A 19496-nucleotide genomic window follows, 5' to 3' on the forward strand; every position below is an offset into this window, starting at 1 on the left:
TACAAAGACGCTTACCAGCGGTAGTGAGCAAACGCCTTGTTTGCCTCTGCCATCTTGTGAGTATCGTCACGCTTCTTGCAAGCACCGCCTGTGCCGTTGAGAGCGTCGAGTATCTCACCTGCGAGTCTTTCCTTCATAGTCTTCTCGTTTCTCTCTCTGGAATACTTTGTGATCCAGCGGAGACCGAGAGTCTGACGTCTCTCAGGACGAACCTCCATAGGAACCTGGTAAGTAGCACCACCGAGACGGCGAGCCTTTACCTCAAGCTCAGGCATGATATTTTCCATAGCCTGCTGGAACACCTCAAGAGCGTCCTTGCCTGTCTTTTCAGCTACGATCTCAAATGCACCGTAAACTATTTTCTGCGCTACGCCCTTCTTACCGTCTAACATGATATTGTTGATCAGACGTGTAACGAGCTTTGAATTGTATACAGGATCCTGTAATACATCACGCTTTGCGATTTTACCTCTTCTTGGCATTTTCGCTTCCCTCCTTCATATAGATTAATGAATTCATAGGTACTCAAACCTTGTCGGTTACTGCCCTGTGGGCTTTGCTTCGCCGACAGGTGTGTCAGGAGCCAATGCAGAGGATCAATCGAATAAATCTATATGATCTCCGCATTACCCTGCGGTAGTAGTTATCCTATATTAATGAATGAACGGCATTGTTTATACAGCCAGCCGCTGACTGATGAGAAGTATCTTACTTCTGCTTAGGCTTCTTTGCACCGTACTTGGAACGAGCCTGATTACGGTTAGCAACGCCCTGAGCATCGAGAGTACCTCTGATGATGTGGTAACGCACACCAGGGAGATCCTTAACACGTCCGCCTCTGATAAGAACGACGCTGTGCTCCTGAAGGTTGTGACCGATACCTGGAATGTAAGAAGTTACTTCGTAGCCGTTTGTGAGCTTAACTCTGGCGATCTTTCTCATAGCTGAGTTAGGCTTCTTAGGTGTAGCAGTTCTTACAGCTGTGCAAACGCCTCTCTTCTGAGGTGAGCTGAGGTCGATCTGAGTCTTCTTCTTAGCATTGTAGCCCTTCTGGAGAGCAGGAGCTGTAGACTTTGTCTCAAGATCCTTTCTTCCCTTACGTACGAGCTGGTTAAATGTAGGCATATTTTTCCTCCTTTTCATTAAATATAGTGCGCATATACCTATAAAAGGGTATAGAATCCGCGCATTGATTATTATACCCTAAAAAAGGGCGGCTTGTCAAGGGGATACCTTAAAAAGCCGTCCTTTTTGATTGTTTTTCGTGATTTTTCCTATTATTGTCTGTAATTTAGACCTTGAGACTTAGCTATTATTTCAGCCATTCTCTCATATCAGCGATAGTTCCGCCGCTTCCGCGGTAAGCGTAATAGGAAAGAACTATAGAAGCGTCCACTGCATTTACCTTTCCGTTGAAGTCTGCGTCAGCCGCCTCGCGCTTATCCTTGTCAAAGCTTGGCTGATGACCTGTAGAGGTGCTTGCGTACTCTGTAAGGATATAGCTTGCGTCTACAGCATTTACCTTTCCGTCGCCGTCCACGTCGCCCAGCTTCACCTTAGAAGGCTGAGGGACTGTTGTGGTAGTAACGGGTGCAGTCGTGGTCGTTGTGACCTTTGTTGTGGTTGTTGTGGTAGTCTTAGGCTTTTCTGTGGTCGATGCTGTGGTTTTGGTCGTAGTTGAAGTCGTCGATGTTGTGGTTGTTGTAGTTGTAGTGGTAGTTGTAGTTGTAGTAGTGGTAGTTGAAGTTGTTGTCGTAGTTGTAGTAGTGGTAGTTGTTGTTGTCGTTGTAATAATTGCAGGTCTATACTCAATAAAGAATGTGTGAGAGTCTGAAACATCCTTACCAAGCTCATAGTTATAAGTTGCAACTGTAACGGTTATGCGCTGACGTCCCACTCTGTTCCTGTCTATATCCATTACAGAATATCCATAACCATAGGGCAGTTCCAGAATGGACTGATTCCAAAGGATCTGATGTCTTTCGCCGTTCTCCTCGATACGCCACAGATTTATCCGCATTCCTGCCAGTTCTATATTGTTGTCGAACTGGTTATACTCAAGCTTGTAAGGATTCTCGGTTATCTCCATTTCAATGCTGAAATCAGCAGGCTTTGCGGTTGTAGTCGTTGTTTCCGTTGTAGTTGCAGTCGTGGTGGTGGTGGTTGTAGTTGTTGTCTCCTCAACTCTTACCTCAAAATCAGCAGAAGCCGTTACCCACTCACCCACTTCTTCATTATATACCTTATAATTGAGCTTCAGGCGCTGAGGACCTATCCTGTTGCTGTCGTAATCCCTTACCTCATACTTTTCGGGGAAGGCGATGACCTCTTCGTTCTTGTTGATGAGCTCCTCGTTTTCACCGTAGGTATGATATACATTCACTCTGAGTCCTGCAAGCTGCAGCTGTTCGCCAACGGTATATACTATTTTATAAGGGAGCTCCATTACCTCGACTCTCGCAGTGAAGCGGTTGTCCTTAGCCGTAGTTGTGGTGGTTATCTGCTCCTCAGCAGTTGTAGATGTAGTAATAACGGCAGGATTTACCTCCACATTGAATTCGGCATATGCAATGGAATCCTGATAGTAATAGCTTACGGATATGGTCTGAGTACCTGCCTTAAGGCTGTCAAAGTCAGACTTTACGATATTCACGCGGTTTCTTCTGTATGAAGCCTCCGTCATGCTGAGGGGCTCAAGCACCGTATCCTTGTAGCTGCCGTCGCTGTAGAACTCCCTGTATGAGCGGAGCACAGTACCGCCGCTGAGGTCGAGCTCGTCGCCTATGGTGTATGTAGTCTTGTAGGGCAGACTGCCGATATCCAGCTTTGCGCTTACGCTTATAACGCGCACCTCTGTCGTGGTAGTCTCTGTAGTTGTCGGTACAGCCGTGGTAGTCGTGGCAGTAGTCGTCTCAGTTGTGGTAGTTTCGGTGACGGTTGTAGTCGTTTCAGGCTGTCTTACCTCTACCTCGAAATCAGTAGAGGCTATAGAGTCCTGATAATAGTACATCACGGAAATGGTGCAGACTCCCGCCTTGCTGCTGTCAAAATCAGACTTGCTGATATTGATATGGTTCATTCTGTATGAAGCGTTTTTCATCATCACAGGCTCAAGAACCGTATCCTGATAGCTGCCGTCGCTGTAGAACTCCCTGTAGGAGCGGAGCAGAACGCCGCCGCTGAGGTCAAGCTCGTCGCCAACCGTGTAGACAGTCTTGGTGGGGTAGCTGCCGATGTCTATCTTCGCACTTACACTGACCACATAGGGTGCTGTAGTAGTCGTTGTGGAGGTTGTAGTAGTTGTTGTAGTTGTGGTGGTAGTGGTCGTTGTAGTCGTTGTTGTGGTCTTTTTGGTAGTTGTAGTAGTCTTTTTCGTGGTAGTAGTTGTCTTTTTTGTAGTAGTAGATGTTGTTGAAGTAGTTGTGGTCGTTGTGGGCTTTGCAGTAGTTGTTGAAGTCTTGGGCGGAGGCGCTGTTGTTGCAGGCGCATCGCCCAGAGAAATGAAATTATAGCCGTTTTTTGAAGCATATGATTCCGCAGACGAGCCCTTGTAGCCGCTTATAGAACCGCCGTATGAGGACTGTCCTATAGAGGCGCTGTTTGAAATAGTTGGCTTGCCGCCTATGATACGGCAGCTTTGATTGCGTATTGTCACATTCCTCAGTGCAGAACAGGCTTTGAATGCGTTCAGACCGATAACCGCCACAGAAGCAGGCAGCTCTATACTGCCAAGGCTTTTACACTCCTCAAAGCAGCTCATATTCAGGTCAGTTACCGTACTCGCCAGCTTTACCGAGGATATCCTTGTACAGCTTGCAAAAGCGCAGGTTCCCACACTGGTTATGCCCTCGCCTATCTCTACCGAGCCTATCCTGTCCCTTATCTTTCCCCACGGGGTGCGGTCAGGAGTATCCCAATAGCCCATTTCGCCGTTTCCCGTGATGACAAGTCTGTCTCCGCTGAGCTCCCAGTAGGCGTCAACGCCGCACTTGCCCGATTCCTCCACTCTGCTGTCCTCGATTATGTTCATCTGAGGAGAAAGCGCCACAGAAACAGACTTAGGCGCGGATATTCCTGCGGATATACTCATTACTGCTGCCATAACGGCAGCTAATATTCTCTTCATCGATACCTCTCCATTTCGATAGCGTCAAAGGCTCAGTTCTGCTTCATGTAGTCCTCAAAGGACTTCTTATCGCCTGTGCCTGTTGAATTATAAGCGTAATAAGAGAGGATATAGGAAGCGTCAACAGCATTTACTGCGCTGTCCTTGTTTACATCTGCCGCCGCAGCCTGCTCTTCTGCAAAGCTCGGAGCATGATTTGTAGATGTGCTTGCGTATTCTGCAAGAACATAGCTTGCGTCAACAGCGTTTACTGCGCCGTTTGCGTCAACATCGCCGAGCTTAAAGCCGTCTTCGCCTGTAACAGTGACAGTTATCTGTGTTTTATAGCCCTCGGTGGTGTAGAAGGTTATTGTTGCAGTACCTGCTGATATGCCCTTTACGGTTTTTGCTGTTGCCTCAGCAACGGAAGGTGCAGACGACTCCACGCTCTTGACTGTCCAGCCGTCTGTGTAAACGTCAGCAGTCTCGCCCACCTTGATGACCTTCTTGCTTATACCGATGCTTATCTTAGGTGTTGTTGTGGTAGTTGTAGCTGTTGTTGTAGTAGTAGTAGTTGTTGTTGTTGTGGTGGTAGTCGTTGTGGTTGTGGTCGTAGTAGTCGTTGTCGTCGTTGTCGTAGTCGTTGCTTTGGTAGTAGTCGGAGGAGTGCTGCTGTTTATATTCTCAAATTTATAGCCGCTCTTGTTGGCGTAAGCCTCAGCTGTAGAGCCGGGATATCCCACGATAACGCCTGTGTACTTATTGTTTCTGTTGGCGGTATCATTGCTTATGGTGTCTTTACCGCCTACGAACTTGCAGGTCTGACTGCGCACGACAACTCTTTTCAGATTATTGCAGTTCTTCAAGCAATACGAACCAACAGTTGTAAGTCCGCTTGGCAGCTCAATGCTTTCAAGGCTGTCACAGTCCTCAAAACAATTCGTTTCAAGAGTAATAAGACTCTGAGGCAGCTTTACCGATGTTGCCTTTACGCAGTTGGAAAAAGCGCACATTCCTATCTTTGTAATACCCTCGCCTACCTCGATAGTGTTTATATTATCACGCAAGCTTGCCCATGGAGTAACGCCAGCGCTGTCCCATTTTCCCATTTCGCCGTTTCCCGTGATAGTGAGCTTGCCGTTTTCAAAGTTCCAGTAAGCGTCGACACCGCACTTGCCTGAATCGGCAACTCTGATGTCCTCAGCGGATATACCGCCCATATCCGTAGTTACCGCGCATACACTCGGAGCCGATACAGCTCCCATGCAGATAGCAGCTGAAAGAGCTGCCGCAACAAATTTTTTCATGTTAAATTCCTCCCATTTTAATCTTTTTACGTATTAATAAAACAGCGGAACGTCCCCACGCTCCGCTGCATTATCATCTTCTTCTCGGAACAAACAGCATTATCAGCGGATATATCTCCAGACGGCCGAGAAGCATATCAAAGCAGAGAACCACCTTTGAAAATGCATTGAGTCCGCCGAGATTTCCTGCAGGGCCGAAGCGTCCCACGCCGAAGCCGATATTATTCATGCAGGTTATGACCGCAGAAAGCGATTCGTCAATATGGAAGCCGTTGAGCGATATCAGAAGCACTGATATTGACATGAGCGTCATAAAAAGTATGAGATAATTGCTCACGCCGCGCACTACGTCCTTTTCCACAGGCTTTCCGTCCATTTTGACAGTAGCTACTGCACGGGGATTTGTAATATATTTCAGCTCCTTGATGCCTGTTTTTATAAGTATCATTATACGCGATACCTTCATACCGCCGCCTGTAGAGCCTGCGCATGAGCCCACGAACATGAGCATCAGCAGCAGAGTCTGCGAGAATTCAGGCCATTTCGCCGTATCGGTGGTGGAGAAGCCTGCCGAGGTTATGGTGGAAGCCACCATAAAGAAGGTATGTCTCAGGGTATCGCCTACTCCGTCGTAAAGCTTGTGTACATTAATGGCGATAATAGCTGTAGCGGCTATTATCACGCCGAAATACGTCCTTACCTCCTCATTCTTGTAAGCCATTGAGAACTTTCTGATGAGAAGATAATAGTAAAGGTTGAAATTTACGCCGAAAAGGATAATGAACGCTGCCACTACCATTTCTATGTAAACGCTGTCGTAATGACCTATGCTGTCTCCCCACATGGAGAAGCCGCCTGTACCTGCCGATGAGCAGGCGTGCAGAATGGCGTCATAGAGAGGCATACCGCCGCAGAGCAGGAGTATCGCCTCGGATACGGTGAGAGTGATGTATATGCCGTAGAGTATTCTTGCGGAAAAGCGTGATTTCGACACAAGACGTCCTACCTTCGGACCTGCGCACTCAGCCCTCATCATATGCATAGTACGAACATCGTTGCTGGACATGATAGCCAGCACGAACATGAGGACTCCCATACCGCCCAGCCAGTGGGTAAAGGCTCGCCAGAAAAGGCATGAACGTGACATAGCCTCGACATCTTCCAGTATGGTAGCGCCTGTGGTAGTAAAGCCCGACACAGTCTCAAAGAGAGCGCTTGGATAGTCGGGTATCTCCCCTGATATCACGAAAGGCAGAGCGCCTATGCAGGACATGGTCACCCATGAAGCTGCAACACTCACAAAGCCCTCCATTGAATAGACCTGATTGTTTTTCGGCTTTATTATCGTAAAGCCGAATCCTATCGCCATAGTTATGAGAAACGGTATGCCGAAGGAGGTCACAACATGGTGTTCCCCGTAAATAAAGCCCACTATTATGGGAAGAAGCATAAAAAGTCCGACGACCTTAAGTATCTGTCCCATAATATAAGATATCATTCTGTAATTCATAGTTTAACCGAAATGCACTCCTTAGTCGAAAATATTGCTGAGGTCGTGCATACCCTTTGTAGTGGTTATTACCACAACGCTGTCGTTGACCTGTAAGCAGTCATCACCCTTTGGGATAATGAGCTCGTTGCCTCTTACGATACTTCCGATAAGGATACCGCTTCTGAGCTTGAGCTTTTTCAGAGGAACATCAACGTATTCCTTCTTGTCGCGGACAACGAATTCTATAGCCTCCAGCCTGTCATTGACCAGTCGGTACAGCGTAGTTACGTTGTTTCCGAGAGAATTCTGCTTTGCACGAACGTACTGGAGTATCTGATTTACCGTGATAGACTTTGGCGAGATGATACTGTCAAGGTCGAGAGTGTCCGAAAGCTGCATGAGAGACATTCTGTTTACCTTGGTGACTACCTTGTCAACGCCGTTGTTCTTGGCAAGGAGCGAGAGAAGGATATTCTCCTCGTCGATGCCTGTCAGTGTGACTACAGCGTCGGCGTCGTAAACGCGCTCCTCCTCGAGGATATCGTGGTCAGTACCATCGGCACAGGAGATATCCACCTTGTTGAGCCTGTCGGAGAGCTCCAGACAGCGCTCGCGGTCTATCTCGATTATCTTGACCTTGACACCCATTTCAATGAGCTGCTGAGCCAGATGATAGGCAACTCGTCCGCCGCCGATAAGAACTGCTTGCTTTACGCGCTTTTCGCGGTAAGCGGCGCTTATGCTCTTGAAGAACTTGACCATATTGCTGTGAGAAGCGGTCATGTGTATCTTGTCTCCTGCACGGAGCACGAAATTACCATTAGGGATAGTGAGCTCGTCACCGCGCTGTACTGCGCAGATGAGCACGTCCAGTCTGAGACGTCTCGAGAGCTGGCTGAGAGCCACGCCGTCAAGGATACTGCCGCTGGTTATGCGTATCTCCGCAAGGTCAACTCTGCCCTTGGCAAAGGACTCGATATTGATAGCCTCGGGATAGCGCAGAACCTTTGCTATCTCGTTTGCAGCGTTGTAATCGGGGTTTACCATCATGCTGATACCAAGCTCCTCACGCATGAATACCAGCTGTTTATCGAATTCGGGACTGCGGACACGGGCGATACAGTGACGTGCGCCCATTCGCTTTGCAATAAGACATGACAAAATGTTTACCTCGTCAGAAGCTGTTACAGCTATGATTATATTTGCCTTTGCAACATTAGCCTCCTCCAGAACTTCTGTCTGAAGGCAGTTCCCGACGATGCCCATTACGTCGAAATCGTTTGAGGCAGCCTCAACAAGAGATTCCTTTTTATCAATTATGGTAACATTGTGTTCATCGCTGAGCACCTCGGCGAGAGCACTTCCCACCTTGCCGCAGCCTACGATTATAATATCCATAACTCCTCCGTAAAATATAGCTAAAAATACTGTTATCAGCAGATATATTTATTCAATATAATTATAAACCCACTGCATGATTTTGTCAATGCTTTTTAATAGTTATTAGTTGTTAGTGATTAGTTTGTAGGGGCGACGTCCACATCGCCCCGTTGGGTTACGTATAAATTAGTCGGGCTGATGTAGGCATCAGCCCCTACAGCGCAGAGCCTGCGCCAACTGCTACTCACTACTCACTCTTTATACTGCTCCTCCAGCCATTTTATCATGGCGTCGAATCCCTCCTGTGTGCGCTCGAACTCCGCCTCATGCTCTATCTCCGCTTTCATGGAGCAGAGCCTGCCGTGCCATGTCATGCACTTCAATACATCGCCGTTGCATATCTTATAGGAGAAGTCACCCTTGCTCCCCGAAAAGTCGTTGCCGCTCTCGAAGTAATAGAACTTGGGTATCTCAAATATCTCGGAAACGCTCATTCGCCGAAGCTCCTTTCAAAATAATCTACAGCAAGCCCGAGATTCTCGTAAACTGCCGACAAAAGCGGCTTTATCTCGTCGTCGGGCTGAGTCATATCTGGTATCATTATAGCGTGACAGCCTGCGGCGTGGGCAGCCTTTATGCCGTTGGGAGAATCCTCGAATGCCGCACATTCCTCAGGCGGAAGTCCCAGTTCCCTTGCCGCTGTCAGGTATATATCGGGGGCAGGCTTGCCTGTTTCCACCATGTCTCCGCATATCACCGCCGAGAAGAACTTCGCCGCTCCTATCTTTTCCAGATATTCCGTTGTTCGGCTTCTGGGAGTTGCCGTTGCCACAGCCATTTTTATCTCCCTGCCCTTTAAATAGTACAGGAGCTCGAAAAGTCCCTTTTTCACTTCAAGTCCGTGCTCGTTTATGTACTCCGCCATGAGCTCGGTTCGGTGAGCTCTTATCTCCTCGGTAGGACAGTCCTCGCCGAGAAAGCCTTTCAGCGTAGGGATAGAGTATTTTCTCGCCATACTGCGGATAGCGTAGACGTGCTCGGGCTTCATGTCATAGCCGAAGTCCTTTGCGGACTGTATCCAGAATTTAAGATAGAGCTTTTCGGTGTCTATCATAAGACCGTCCATATCGAATATTGCGCCTTTTAACATTGTATCTTATCCTTTTTTATAATTAACCTGTATAATTTGGAATTGATCATCAGTCGCAGTCTGCGTCCAGCTGTATATTGTCGAATTTGCGGTCGATGAAGTCCTGTTTGTCCATTATCCAGAATAATTCCCATATACAGCCTACCGAGTAATCGAGCTGTAACAGCAGGAGTTGGTCGTCACCGAGCTGTGGAGCGTTAGCGCCGCTCGGTATACCGAATATCTTATCGTCGCGGCTGACAAAATCATACTCGTCGGCGTCCTCTAAAATATCCATGAGGTCTTCTATCTCATAAGCTGCATTGCGTTCATAGTCGTATTCCTGCCAGAAATCTATCATTGTTTCGTGACAAGTCTCGTCAAAGATACCATTGTCCTCGTCATTGACTTCTTCATAATAGGGCAGAGACGGCTGAGTACGTCTGAGCGTTGACATATCCCCATCCCACCAGATGACCTTGTTTATATGAGCAAGCTCGAGCTCGTCAGGCTTTACAAAGCGATACTCATTGTCAATGTCGAACAGGGTATAGTCATACTCGCCGCTCCAGAACAGATAAAACATACCTGTTTTCGGGAAAAGCCCCTCGGTATCCGCGCCGCTTTCGGCAAGCTCGCGCAGATTTATCTGCATAACGAGGTGCATAGCTGATTTTCCGCAGGTCTTGGTCTCGCTTTTGCCCTTAACGCGCATGGTATAGCCTGTCATAGTGGGGTATTCGATATCGGGCGGCAGGTCGGGAAGTCCGCCTATCTTGCTTGCTCCCACGGGTATGCCGTCCTCGGGAGTTTTCTTAACTCCGATAGATATGATATTGTGCCTGTACTTTTTCAGTTTTTCGGCAGTTTCGGGGTGTCCCTTTGCAATGAGCTCCTCAACGTAGTCCTTTTCTTCCCATTCCTCGCGTTTAGCCTCAAATTCGGAATAAAGCTTGGCAAAGGCTTTCACTTCATCGCTGAGCTGTTTTTCATTTTCGTCATCATTAAGCATATTTTTTCTCCGTTTTAGTAGTCAGTGGTTAGTGATTAATTTGTAGGGGCGAACATTGTTCGCCCGTTGTTCCCTTTGCATATAGATTCAAGGCATTGTAGGGGGCGATGCCTACATCGCCCCGTTGATTTACGTAACAATTGGTCGGGCTGATGCGGGGGACTCCCTGTAGTACAGGGAGATGTCAGCAGAGCTGACAGAGGGTACGGGTGCCTGTTAGGCATCAGCCCCTACAGTGCAGAGCCTGCGCCCCCTTGCCACGGCAGCGTGACGCTGCACCCTTGCCACGTTGCCGCTCGTAAACTCGCTCACTCTCATCAATACCGATAATCGTACATCGCTTACAGCACATTTACATGGAACGCCGAGGAAGCCGTTCCCTACAGATAATCAGCAAGGGCGGAATGGATCCGCCCTCACTCCCTATAATATGTTTTAGAATTATTACCAGTTTATCATCCAGCTGTACATACCCTCGTACTGACGGGCTGAGCTGTTCCATGAGAAGTCCTGCTCCATAGCTCGCTGTACCATTGCGTCCCACTGCTTGCGGTTATCGTAGTACACTCTCTTGGAGTAGTTGATAGTGTTCAGCATCTCGTCGCCGTTGAAGTTGGCAAATGAGAAGCCGTTGCCTGTTCCGTCAAACTCGTTATATGGCTGGACTGTGTCTTTGAGTCCGCCTGTTTCGCGTACTATAGGCAGAGTTCCGTAGCGGAGAGCGATGAGCTGTGTAAGTCCGCAGGGCTCGAACAGGGACGGCATGAGAACTGTATCCGCTGCCGCATAGAGCTTATGGGCAAGTTCGTCGTTGTAGAGGATATTTGCGGAGACTCTCTCGGGGTACTTCCACTGATAGTGTTTGAACATATTCTCGTACTTGGGATCGCCTGTGCCTATTATCACGAACTGAGTGTTCTCGTCGCAGATACGCTCCATAGCGTAATTAACGAGATCAAGTCCTTTCTGGTCGGTAAGACGTGATATGATACACATCATGTACTTGTCCTTGTCAACGGGAAGTCCCAGCTGTTCCTGCAATTTCGTCTTGTTCTCAACCTTTTTGGTCTTGAAGTTCTTGGCTGTGAACGGTGTGAATATCTTCTCGTCCTTTGCAGGATCGTATACCTTGTAGTCGATACCGTTGAGGATTCCCCTCAGTGAAGCTGACCTTGCACGGAGAAGTCCGTCAAGCTGTTCGCCGTAGAAGGGGTATTTTATCTCCTCGGCGTAGGTCTCGGAGACCGTGGTGATGTAGTCAGCATAGACCAGACCGCCCTTGAGCATATTTGCGTTCTTGTTGAACTCCAGCTTATCGGGAGTGAACATATAATCGGGCAGAGCCGTATTGTAGCGGAATGTGTCTATATCCCAAACGCCCTGGAATTTCAGGTTATGGATAGTCATTATCGTCTTTGTTGCACTGAAGAACGGGTTCGTAGCAAAGGCAGAGTGCAGGAAAACGGGAATGAGTGACGACTGCCAGTCGTGACAGTGTATGATATCGGGACGGAAGCCGATAACAGGCAGGATAGCCAGTACAGCCTTGCAGAAGAAAGTGAATCTCTCGATGTCCCATTTAAGGTCTGATGAATATGGAGTATCGCACTTGAAGTAATACTCGTTGTCAACGAAATAGAACTTTATGCCGTTGTACTCATACTCCATAATGCCGACATGAACCCCCTCGCTTCTCATGCCGTAGTCCATATAAAAGTGATGAACGTACTTGAATTCGCTTCTGTACTTATCGGGTATGCAGGTGTAGTAAGGCATAATTACTCTTACATCGTAGTTGTTCTTGTCGATATACTGCGGAAGTGCGCCTACAACGTCAGCAAGTCCGCCTGTCTTTATAAATGGTACACACTCTGAAGCGGCAAACAATATATTATTCATAGCATATCTCCCTTTTTAGTTATTAGTTATTAGTTTTTAGTGATTAGTTTTGGCATAAGCCGCCTTTGTCGTCTGTTCCATACGATTTTTTGATTACTAATCACTAATCACTTATAACTTTAATCTACTTATTATTATATACTAAATAATAGTATTAGTCAACACAAAAATATGAACATTGCACAGCCGGCAGAAACACTGTGAATATCAACAATAGTATTGACATTTATTTGTTGATTAAGCCAAATTCAAAAATTATTATTAATAAATTATCAGTTGATAGTGATTAGTAATTAGTTTGTGTAGGGGCGACGTCCCGTCGCCCGTTATACCCGTTTCAAATAAAATGCCATTTGTAGGGGCGAACAGTGTTCGCCCGAAATAAACGTGGTTTGTCATACACGGGCGCAGAGCCTGCGCCCCCTTGCCACGTTGTCGCTCGTAAACTCGCTCACTATTATCAACACCGATAATCGTACATCGCTTACGGCACATCTACACGGGCGGATAATATCTGCCCCTACAGCGCGTCATTTATCATCTCATTGTAAGGCACGGGCGGCGAAACGCCACTCCAACAGGCTAAGGGCTAAAAAAGGACAGCCGAAGCTGTCCTTTTTTCATCATGTGAAGTATTTAACTCCGCTCTCGAATATCTTCTGGTCTTTTTCGCCCTGAACGTTCTTGCAGATATAGCTGCCCTTACGCTCGGAGTGTCCCATTTTACCGAATACACGTCCGTCGGGTGAAGTGATGCCCTCGATAGCCTCGATAGAGGTATTGGGGTTGTAGCGTATATCCATTGTTGGGTTGCCGTCAAGGTCAACGTACTGTGTAGCTATCTGACCGTTGTTTGCAAGCTGCTGAATGAGACTTGCAGGAGCTACGAAGCGTCCCTCGCCGTGTGAGATAGCAACTGTATGGATATCGCCTACCTCACAGCCATAGAGCCATGGGCTCTTGTTTGAGGCGATACGTGTATTTACCATCATGGACTGGTGGCGGTTTATGGTATTGAATGTAAGTGTAGGTGCGTCGTCAGCCATGTCGATTATCTCGCCGTATGGAACGAGTCCCAGCTTGATAAGAGCCTGGAATCCGTTGCAGATACCCAGCATAAGACCGTCGCGGTTCTTTAAGAGGTCGTGAACTGCGTCCTTTATCTTGGGATTGCGGAAGAATGCTGTAATGAACTTGCCGCTTCCCTCGGGCTCGTCGCCGCCGCTGAATCCGCCCGGTATCATAACAATCTCGGAACGTCTTACTGCGCTCTCGAAGTATCTTACGCTCTCCTCGATATCGCCTGCGGAGAGGTTTCTGATAACGACTACCTCAGCCTTGGCGCCTGCCTTTTCAAAGGCTCTTGCAGTATCGTACTCGCAGTTTGTACCTGGGAATACAGGAATAAGAACTCTCGGCTTTGCTATCTTTGTCGAAGCTGAAAGCTGAATGCGGTTAGGTGAAGAATATGTCTGGGGAGTTGTATCCGTAGTCTTTATGCGGCACGGGAATACAGGCTCCAGCTTAGCCTCCCATACTCTCTGGAGGTTGTCAAGGCTCACTGTGTAGTCCATAGAGAGTATCTTGTAGTCGGAGATAGTCTTACCGATGATGTTTTCGCCGCTCTTTGCGCCGCCCTTGAGCTCGATGATGAATGCGCCGTAGCATGGCTTGTAGAGCTCCTTAGCGCTGAGTCTTGTTGTGAACTCGAAGCCTATCTTGTTGCCGAAGCACATCTTTGCGATACCCTCTGCAAATCCGCCGTAGCCGATAGTCCAGATAGCGTTTGCGCGGTCGTCCTTGATTATCTGCTCTACCTTGTCGAAGCAAGCCTTTATGCTGTCCCACTTTGGAAGTCCGTTCTCGTCGTACTCGGGAATGATAGAGATAACTGTATTGCCCGAGCCCTTGAACTCTGTGGAAACTACCTTATCTGCCGTAGCAGTGGAAACTGCGAATGAAACCAGTGTAGGCGGAACGTCGATGTTCTCGAAAGTACCCGACATTGAGTCCTTTCCGCCGATAGAGCCGCAGCCCATTTCAAGCTGAGCCCTGAATGCGCCGAGAAGTGCAGCCATTGGCTTGCCCCAGCGCTTTGGATCGTTCCGAGTTCTCTCGAAATACTCCTGGAAAGTGAGCCAGCACTTCTTGTAGGTACCGCCTGCGGCAACTACCTTAGCGATAGACTCGATAACAGCCAGCATTGCGCCGTGGTAAGGAGATTTCTCGGATATATCGGGGTTATAGCCCCAGCCCATGAGCGAGCAGGTATTGGTCTCACCCTTTAATACAGGTATCTTTGCAGCCATAGCCTGTGAGGGAGACATCTGGTATACTCCGCCGAAAGGCATGAGGACTGTGCCTGCACCGATAGTTGAGTCGAACTTCTCTATAAGTCCCTTCTGTGAGCATACGTTGAGGTTTGACATGAGCTGAGTCCATGAATCTGCGCTGTCTGCGATATCATCATCAGCTGCGAATGCAGGAGCTTCTACCTCTATGTCTGTATACTTGGGAGCGCCGTTTGAGTTGAGGAACTCGCGTGAAAGGTCAACGATAGTGTTGCCGTTCCATACCATTTTGAGTCGTGGCTCTTCAACAACATCGGCAACGAGGGTAGCTTCAAGGTTCTCCTTGGCAGCCTCCTCCATGAACTTGTCCTTATCCTCGGGAGCAATGACAACAGCCATTCTCTCCTGAGACTCGGAAATAGCAATTTCAGTACCGTCCAGACCGTCGTACTTCTTTGGAACTGCATTGAGGTTGATAACGAGACCGTCAGTCAGCTCGCCGATAGCAACTGAAACGCCGCCTGCACCGAAGTCGTTGCAGCGCTTTATCATCTTTGTAACCTCAGGGTTGCGGAACAGTCTCTGGAGCTTTCTCTCCTCGGGAGGATTACCCTTCTGTACCTCTGCGCCGCAGTGCTCGAGGGATTCAAGTGTGTGTGACTTTGATGAGCCTGTAGCTCCGCCGCAGCCGTCGCGACCTGTCTTGCCGCCGAGGAGTATAACAATATCTCCCGGCTCAGGTCTTTCTCTGCGGATATTCTCAGCAGGAGCAGCTCCGAGAACTGCGCCTATCTCCATACGCTTGGCAACATAGCCGGGGTGGTATACCTCTGCAACGTGACCTGTAGCAAGACCTATCTGGTTGCCGTATGAGCTGTAGCCGTTGGCAGCTCCGAGAGTTATCTTTCTCTGCGGGAGCTTGCCTGCGATAGTATCCTCAACAGGAACGAGAGGATTAGCCGCACCTGTTACACGCATAGCCTGATATACGTAAGAACGTCCCGAAAGCGGATCGCGGATAGCGCCGCCCAGACAGGTAGCAGCACCGCCGAAAGGCTCTATCTCAGTCGGGTGGTTGTGAGTCTCGTTCTTGAACATGAGTATCCAGTCCTCGAGCTGACCGTCTATATCCACCTTTATCTTTACGGAACAAGCGTTTATCTCCTCGCTCTCGTCGAGGTCGGGAAGCTTTCCGTCAGCCTTCAGCTTCTTTGCAGCAAGGGTAGCAAGGTCCATAAGAGTCATGGGCTTGTCCGTTCTGCCCAGCTCCTTGCGGACATTCACATACATATCGTATGTATCTTTTATATAAGGAGTATCTATCTTTACGTTTTCTACATTGGTGAGGAATGTGGTATGACGGCAGTGGTCAGACCAGTAGGTATCTATCATGCGTATCTCGGTGATAGTGGGGTTGCGCTTCTCCTCGTTGCGGAAATAATCCTGACAGAACTTGATATCGTCATAGTCCATGGCAAGACCGAACTTGTCAACGAAAGCGTGGAGACCGTATGCATTGAGGTTGATGAAGCCCTCAAGCTCCTCTACTGTAGTTGGGATATCGTAGTTTGTATCGAGAGTCTTGACAGTCTCAAGTGAAGCCTCGCGGCTCTCAACGGGGTTGATGATGTAGGACTTGAGCTTAGCGAAGTCTTCGTCGCTGATGATACCCGAGATTATGTATATCCTTGCGTTTCTCACGCGGCAGCGCTCTCCCTGACGGAGTATCTGTATACACTGCTCGCAGCTGTCGGCTCTCTGGTCGAACTGACCTGGGAGGTACTCAACGGCAAAAACGCGGTCTGTCTCTGATACAGGTGGGAGCTCGTCGTAAACAACGTCAACGGCAGGCTCTGAGAAAACGGTGCTTATAGCAGCCTTGAAATCCTCCTCGCTGAGTTTGTCTGCGTCGTATCTGTTGAGGATACGGACTCCCGAAATGTTAAGTCTGAGCGCAGTTTTTATATCGCTGAGCACGGACTGAGCTTCAACTGCAAATTCAGGCTTTTTTTCAACGTAAATTCTGAATACGGACATAATTCAGTCTCCCTTCAAATAATTCATAATGCGTAATGCGTAATTAGCAATGAAATATGCCGGAACGAACTGTAGGGGCTGATGCCCACATCAGCCCGTCCATAAGAAAATCGTAATGCTCGGGGCGATGTAGGCATCGCCCCCTACATTCAAAAGTGTACAGGCTCTGCTCTAATCCCTGATTCCGCATTCCGCATTCAAACGTCAGGCACTGCGCTGCCAATGCAGCAGTCGTGACCATACTCCTCTATTATAACACTAATTATCCGATTACGCAAACTTTTTTCTGGATTTTTTCGAGAAATTTTTATTAATGTATAGTCGGGTGCGTATCCGCGGTGAAATTCTGTAGAATTTTCACGTTCAAACAGCACGGGAACCGTTTTGCCTACCAACGAGCTAAGATATTTCTCCCTTGTTTCGTCTGCCGCCGCAGTCATCTCCTGCCAGCGGAGAGTCTTGACGCTCTCGGGAACTTGTCCGTCCATTTTGTCGGCTCTTGTACCCTTTCTCCGCGAATATCTGAACACATGAACTTTAGCGAAACCTATCCTGCGTATGAACTCCACGGACTCGGCATGGTCATCATCAGTCTCCTGCGGAAATCCCACCATTACGTCAGTAGTGAATGAGCAGTCGGGAAAAATGCTCCGTATGCGCTCCGTAAGAGCAAGGTATTCCTCGGCGGTGTACTTGCGGTTCATGGCTTTAAGGGTGCGTTCACAGCCGCTTTGCAGGGACAAATGGAACTGTGGGCAGAACTGGGGCAGGGCTTTCAGCCGCCTGAGAAGCTCCTCCGACATCATCTCGGGCTCCAGCGAGCCGAGCCTTATGCGCTCTATACCCTCTGTTTCGGCGCAGATCTCCGCAGCGTCCGCAAGGTCAAGTCCCCATTCCCTGCCGTAAAAGGCAAGGTTTATGCCCGACAGGACTATCTCCTTAACGCCGTTTTCTGCGATAGCGCGTATCTCCTCACGGAGCACGTCAACTGGCTTCGAGCGGCAGCGTCCCCTTGCAAAGGGTATCATGCAGTATGAGCAGAACTGGTTGCAGCCGTCCTGAATCTTCACAAAAGCCCTTGTATTGCTGTCAAAACGGGTGCATTTCAGGGGCTCGAAGATATCCTCGAAGCTGTAGTCCGAAAGCTCCACGATACGGGTGCGGTTCTCAAGGCAGTCCCCTACCAGCTCCACGATGTGAGCTCTGGACTTGGTGCCTGCGATAATGTCCGCCTCGGAGAGCTTCGCCGCCTCCTCGCGGTTAGCCTGTGGATAGCAGCCTGTCAGGGCTATGACCGCATCAGGCAGAGCCGCCCTTGTCTTTCGCAGAGCCGCCAGTGCACGGCTGTCTCCCGAGGAAGTCACGGTACATGAGTTGATAATGACAGCGTCGGCTTCGGTCAGCTCCTCCGTTATCTCATAGGAAGCCTCACGAAACAGCGATTTCATACACTCTGTCTCGTAGTGGTTCACCTTGCAGCCGAATGTTATAAAATTAATTTTATACATAGTTTGTTCCTTTTTGACGCATTTAACAGTAATTTGTGCGTAATCAGTTATATAAAATATGCACAAAAATACACCTTGTAATTTATGCACACTTAATAACTAAAAAATAACTCTCTCTTACTCAATCAATTATACCAAATTGACGAAAATGTGTCAAACTCCTTGACACTATATGCTTTTAATGTTATTATGATATTGCGGAATCGGAAAAGCCGCAGAAAAAGAAATAAACGAGCAAAAACATAACAAACAGGAGGTATTAAGCATGACTAAAACAACTGTTAATCTTCAGGCAATCAACGACGTAAAGGAATTCGTCAATATAGTTATGAAGTACGACTTCGATATTGACCTTGTTTCCGGCAGATACGCTATTGACGCTAAGTCTATCATGGGTATCTTCAGCCTCGACCTCTCTAAACCCATCCAGCTCAACGCACACACAGACAATGCAGATGCATTCCTTAAAGAGATCGACAAATTCATCGTTAAGTAAGATTTAACATAACACACAAAGCAAAAGGGATATGTTCCATTCGGAATGTATCCCTTTTTTCTTTATATGCTCAAAGCTCATTGCCTGTCATAATATTTCTTGCCGCCGTTTGGACGGAAATAAGTCCTGATATAGCCGTCCTTGGAAAGAATAACGAACTCGTTGGTATCCTCGATATAGTAAACTCCGTCGCCGTCCTCGGCTTCGGTCTTGTGAAGCGCCTCGCTGTTGTTTATGACATCGCTGGCGCCCTTTTCGTATTCAGCGGCGGTGCTGTACTTTTTGTCGAAGTCCTTGCTGAACTCTCCGCCGTGCTTCTCAAAGTGCTCGTTGAGGAGCTTCCTGCTGCGGAAGTGATACTCAACATAAGTACCGTCGTCAAGCCCGAATACGGAAGTCGTTGTCGTCTCGGCAAAAGCCTCAGTAGTGGTGGTTTTCTTCTGGTTCTGCTGCTTTTTCGCCGTAGTCTTTGTAGTTCTGGCTTTTTTTGCCGTAGTCGAAGCCTTTGTAGTCTCGGGAGTTTTGATAGTCCAGTCCTGTATCTCCACAGCGGTGGTGGTAACGGACTGCGTTTTTTCCGAATAACCCGAATTATGGTCGGTACAGCCGCTGAAAAACGACGAAGCAAGCACAGCCGCCGAGAAAAATGCAAATATCCTTCTGTTATCCATATCATTGACTCCCTTCCGAGCTGAGCCGGCTCGACCGCGTCCGCGCTGCCGCTCGTAAACTCGCTCACTCTTATCAAAACCGTTCATCGCATATCGCTTACGGCGCATTTACACGGGCGGATAATATCTGCCCCTACTTTTTCTTTATTATACAGCAAGCCGCCAAGAA

The 19496-nt window shown here is 48.2% G+C and carries 14 protein-coding genes; 1 reads left to right on the top strand and 13 read right to left on the bottom strand.

Annotation, left to right across the window (positions count from 1 at the left end; translation table 11 throughout):
• Nucleotides 1-11: 11 nt before the first annotated feature.
• The 12 genes from rpsG to mtaB form a co-directional block, all read right to left on the bottom strand.
• Nucleotides 12-482, bottom strand: a complete 471-nt coding sequence (gene rpsG, locus BT105_RS14180) for a 30S ribosomal protein S7 (protein WP_028515382.1) — start codon at nucleotides 480-482, stop codon at nucleotides 12-14.
• A gap of 226 nt (nucleotides 483-708) precedes the next feature.
• The gene (rpsL, locus tag BT105_RS14185; protein ID WP_019680939.1) at nucleotides 709-1125 is read right to left on the bottom strand and encodes a 30S ribosomal protein S12; all 417 of its coding nucleotides are present in this window, start codon (nucleotides 1123-1125) and stop codon (nucleotides 709-711) included.
• A 187-nt stretch (nucleotides 1126-1312) separates the two neighbouring features.
• Entirely contained in the window at nucleotides 1313-4126 is a 2814-nt protein-coding gene (locus BT105_RS15155) for a leucine-rich repeat protein (protein ID WP_177243999.1), read from the bottom strand.
• A 32-nt stretch (nucleotides 4127-4158) separates the two neighbouring features.
• A complete protein-coding gene (locus BT105_RS15160) occupies nucleotides 4159-5412 on the bottom strand; it encodes a leucine-rich repeat protein (protein ID WP_081367929.1) in 1254 nt (417 codons plus the stop codon).
• Between the two features lie 73 nt (nucleotides 5413-5485).
• Nucleotides 5486-6910: a TrkH family potassium uptake protein gene (locus BT105_RS14215; RefSeq protein ID WP_347497076.1), complete on the bottom strand. Its 1425-nt coding sequence runs from the start codon at nucleotides 6908-6910 to the stop codon at nucleotides 5486-5488.
• 33 nt (nucleotides 6911-6943) lie between these two features.
• Nucleotides 6944-8302 (bottom strand): Trk system potassium transporter TrkA, encoded by a 1359-nt coding sequence (gene trkA / locus BT105_RS14220; protein ID WP_072301347.1) that lies wholly within the window; start codon nucleotides 8300-8302, stop codon nucleotides 6944-6946.
• A gap of 233 nt (nucleotides 8303-8535) precedes the next feature.
• Nucleotides 8536-8778: a hypothetical protein gene (locus BT105_RS14225; RefSeq protein ID WP_072301348.1), complete on the bottom strand. Its 243-nt coding sequence runs from the start codon at nucleotides 8776-8778 to the stop codon at nucleotides 8536-8538.
• Nucleotides 8775-9434, bottom strand: coding sequence for an HAD family hydrolase (locus tag BT105_RS14230; RefSeq protein WP_028515377.1), 660 nt, complete (start codon nucleotides 9432-9434; stop codon nucleotides 8775-8777). The genes BT105_RS14225 and BT105_RS14230 overlap by 4 nt, the downstream gene beginning before the upstream one ends.
• 49 nt (nucleotides 9435-9483) lie before the next feature.
• On the bottom strand, nucleotides 9484-10425 hold the full coding sequence (locus tag BT105_RS14235; RefSeq protein ID WP_081367930.1) for a DUF1963 domain-containing protein: 942 nt from the start codon (nucleotides 10423-10425) through the stop codon (nucleotides 9484-9486).
• Between the two features lie 444 nt (nucleotides 10426-10869).
• A complete protein-coding gene (glgA, locus tag BT105_RS14240) occupies nucleotides 10870-12324 on the bottom strand; it encodes a glycogen synthase GlgA (protein ID WP_072301349.1) in 1455 nt (484 codons plus the stop codon).
• A 623-nt stretch (nucleotides 12325-12947) separates the two neighbouring features.
• Nucleotides 12948-16652 (bottom strand): phosphoribosylformylglycinamidine synthase, encoded by a 3705-nt coding sequence (locus BT105_RS14245; protein WP_072301350.1) that lies wholly within the window; start codon nucleotides 16650-16652, stop codon nucleotides 12948-12950.
• A gap of 197 nt (nucleotides 16653-16849) precedes the next feature.
• The gene (gene mtaB / locus BT105_RS14250; protein ID WP_072301351.1) at nucleotides 16850-18160 is read right to left on the bottom strand and encodes a tRNA (N(6)-L-threonylcarbamoyladenosine(37)-C(2))-methylthiotransferase MtaB; all 1311 of its coding nucleotides are present in this window, start codon (nucleotides 18158-18160) and stop codon (nucleotides 16850-16852) included.
• Between the two features lie 265 nt (nucleotides 18161-18425).
• Between mtaB and BT105_RS14255 the strand changes: the two genes are divergently transcribed.
• Entirely contained in the window at nucleotides 18426-18656 is a 231-nt protein-coding gene (locus BT105_RS14255) for an HPr family phosphocarrier protein (protein WP_024860854.1), read from the top strand.
• A gap of 77 nt (nucleotides 18657-18733) precedes the next feature.
• Here the strand turns inward: BT105_RS14255 and BT105_RS14260 are convergent, their stop codons facing one another.
• Nucleotides 18734-19327 (bottom strand): hypothetical protein, encoded by a 594-nt coding sequence (locus BT105_RS14260; protein ID WP_072301352.1) that lies wholly within the window; start codon nucleotides 19325-19327, stop codon nucleotides 18734-18736.
• Between the last annotated feature and the right edge of the window lie 169 nt (nucleotides 19328-19496).

This window comes from Ruminococcus flavefaciens (assembly GCF_900119075.1).
Lineage (GTDB): Bacteria > Bacillota > Clostridia > Oscillospirales > Ruminococcaceae > Ruminococcus > Ruminococcus flavefaciens_Q.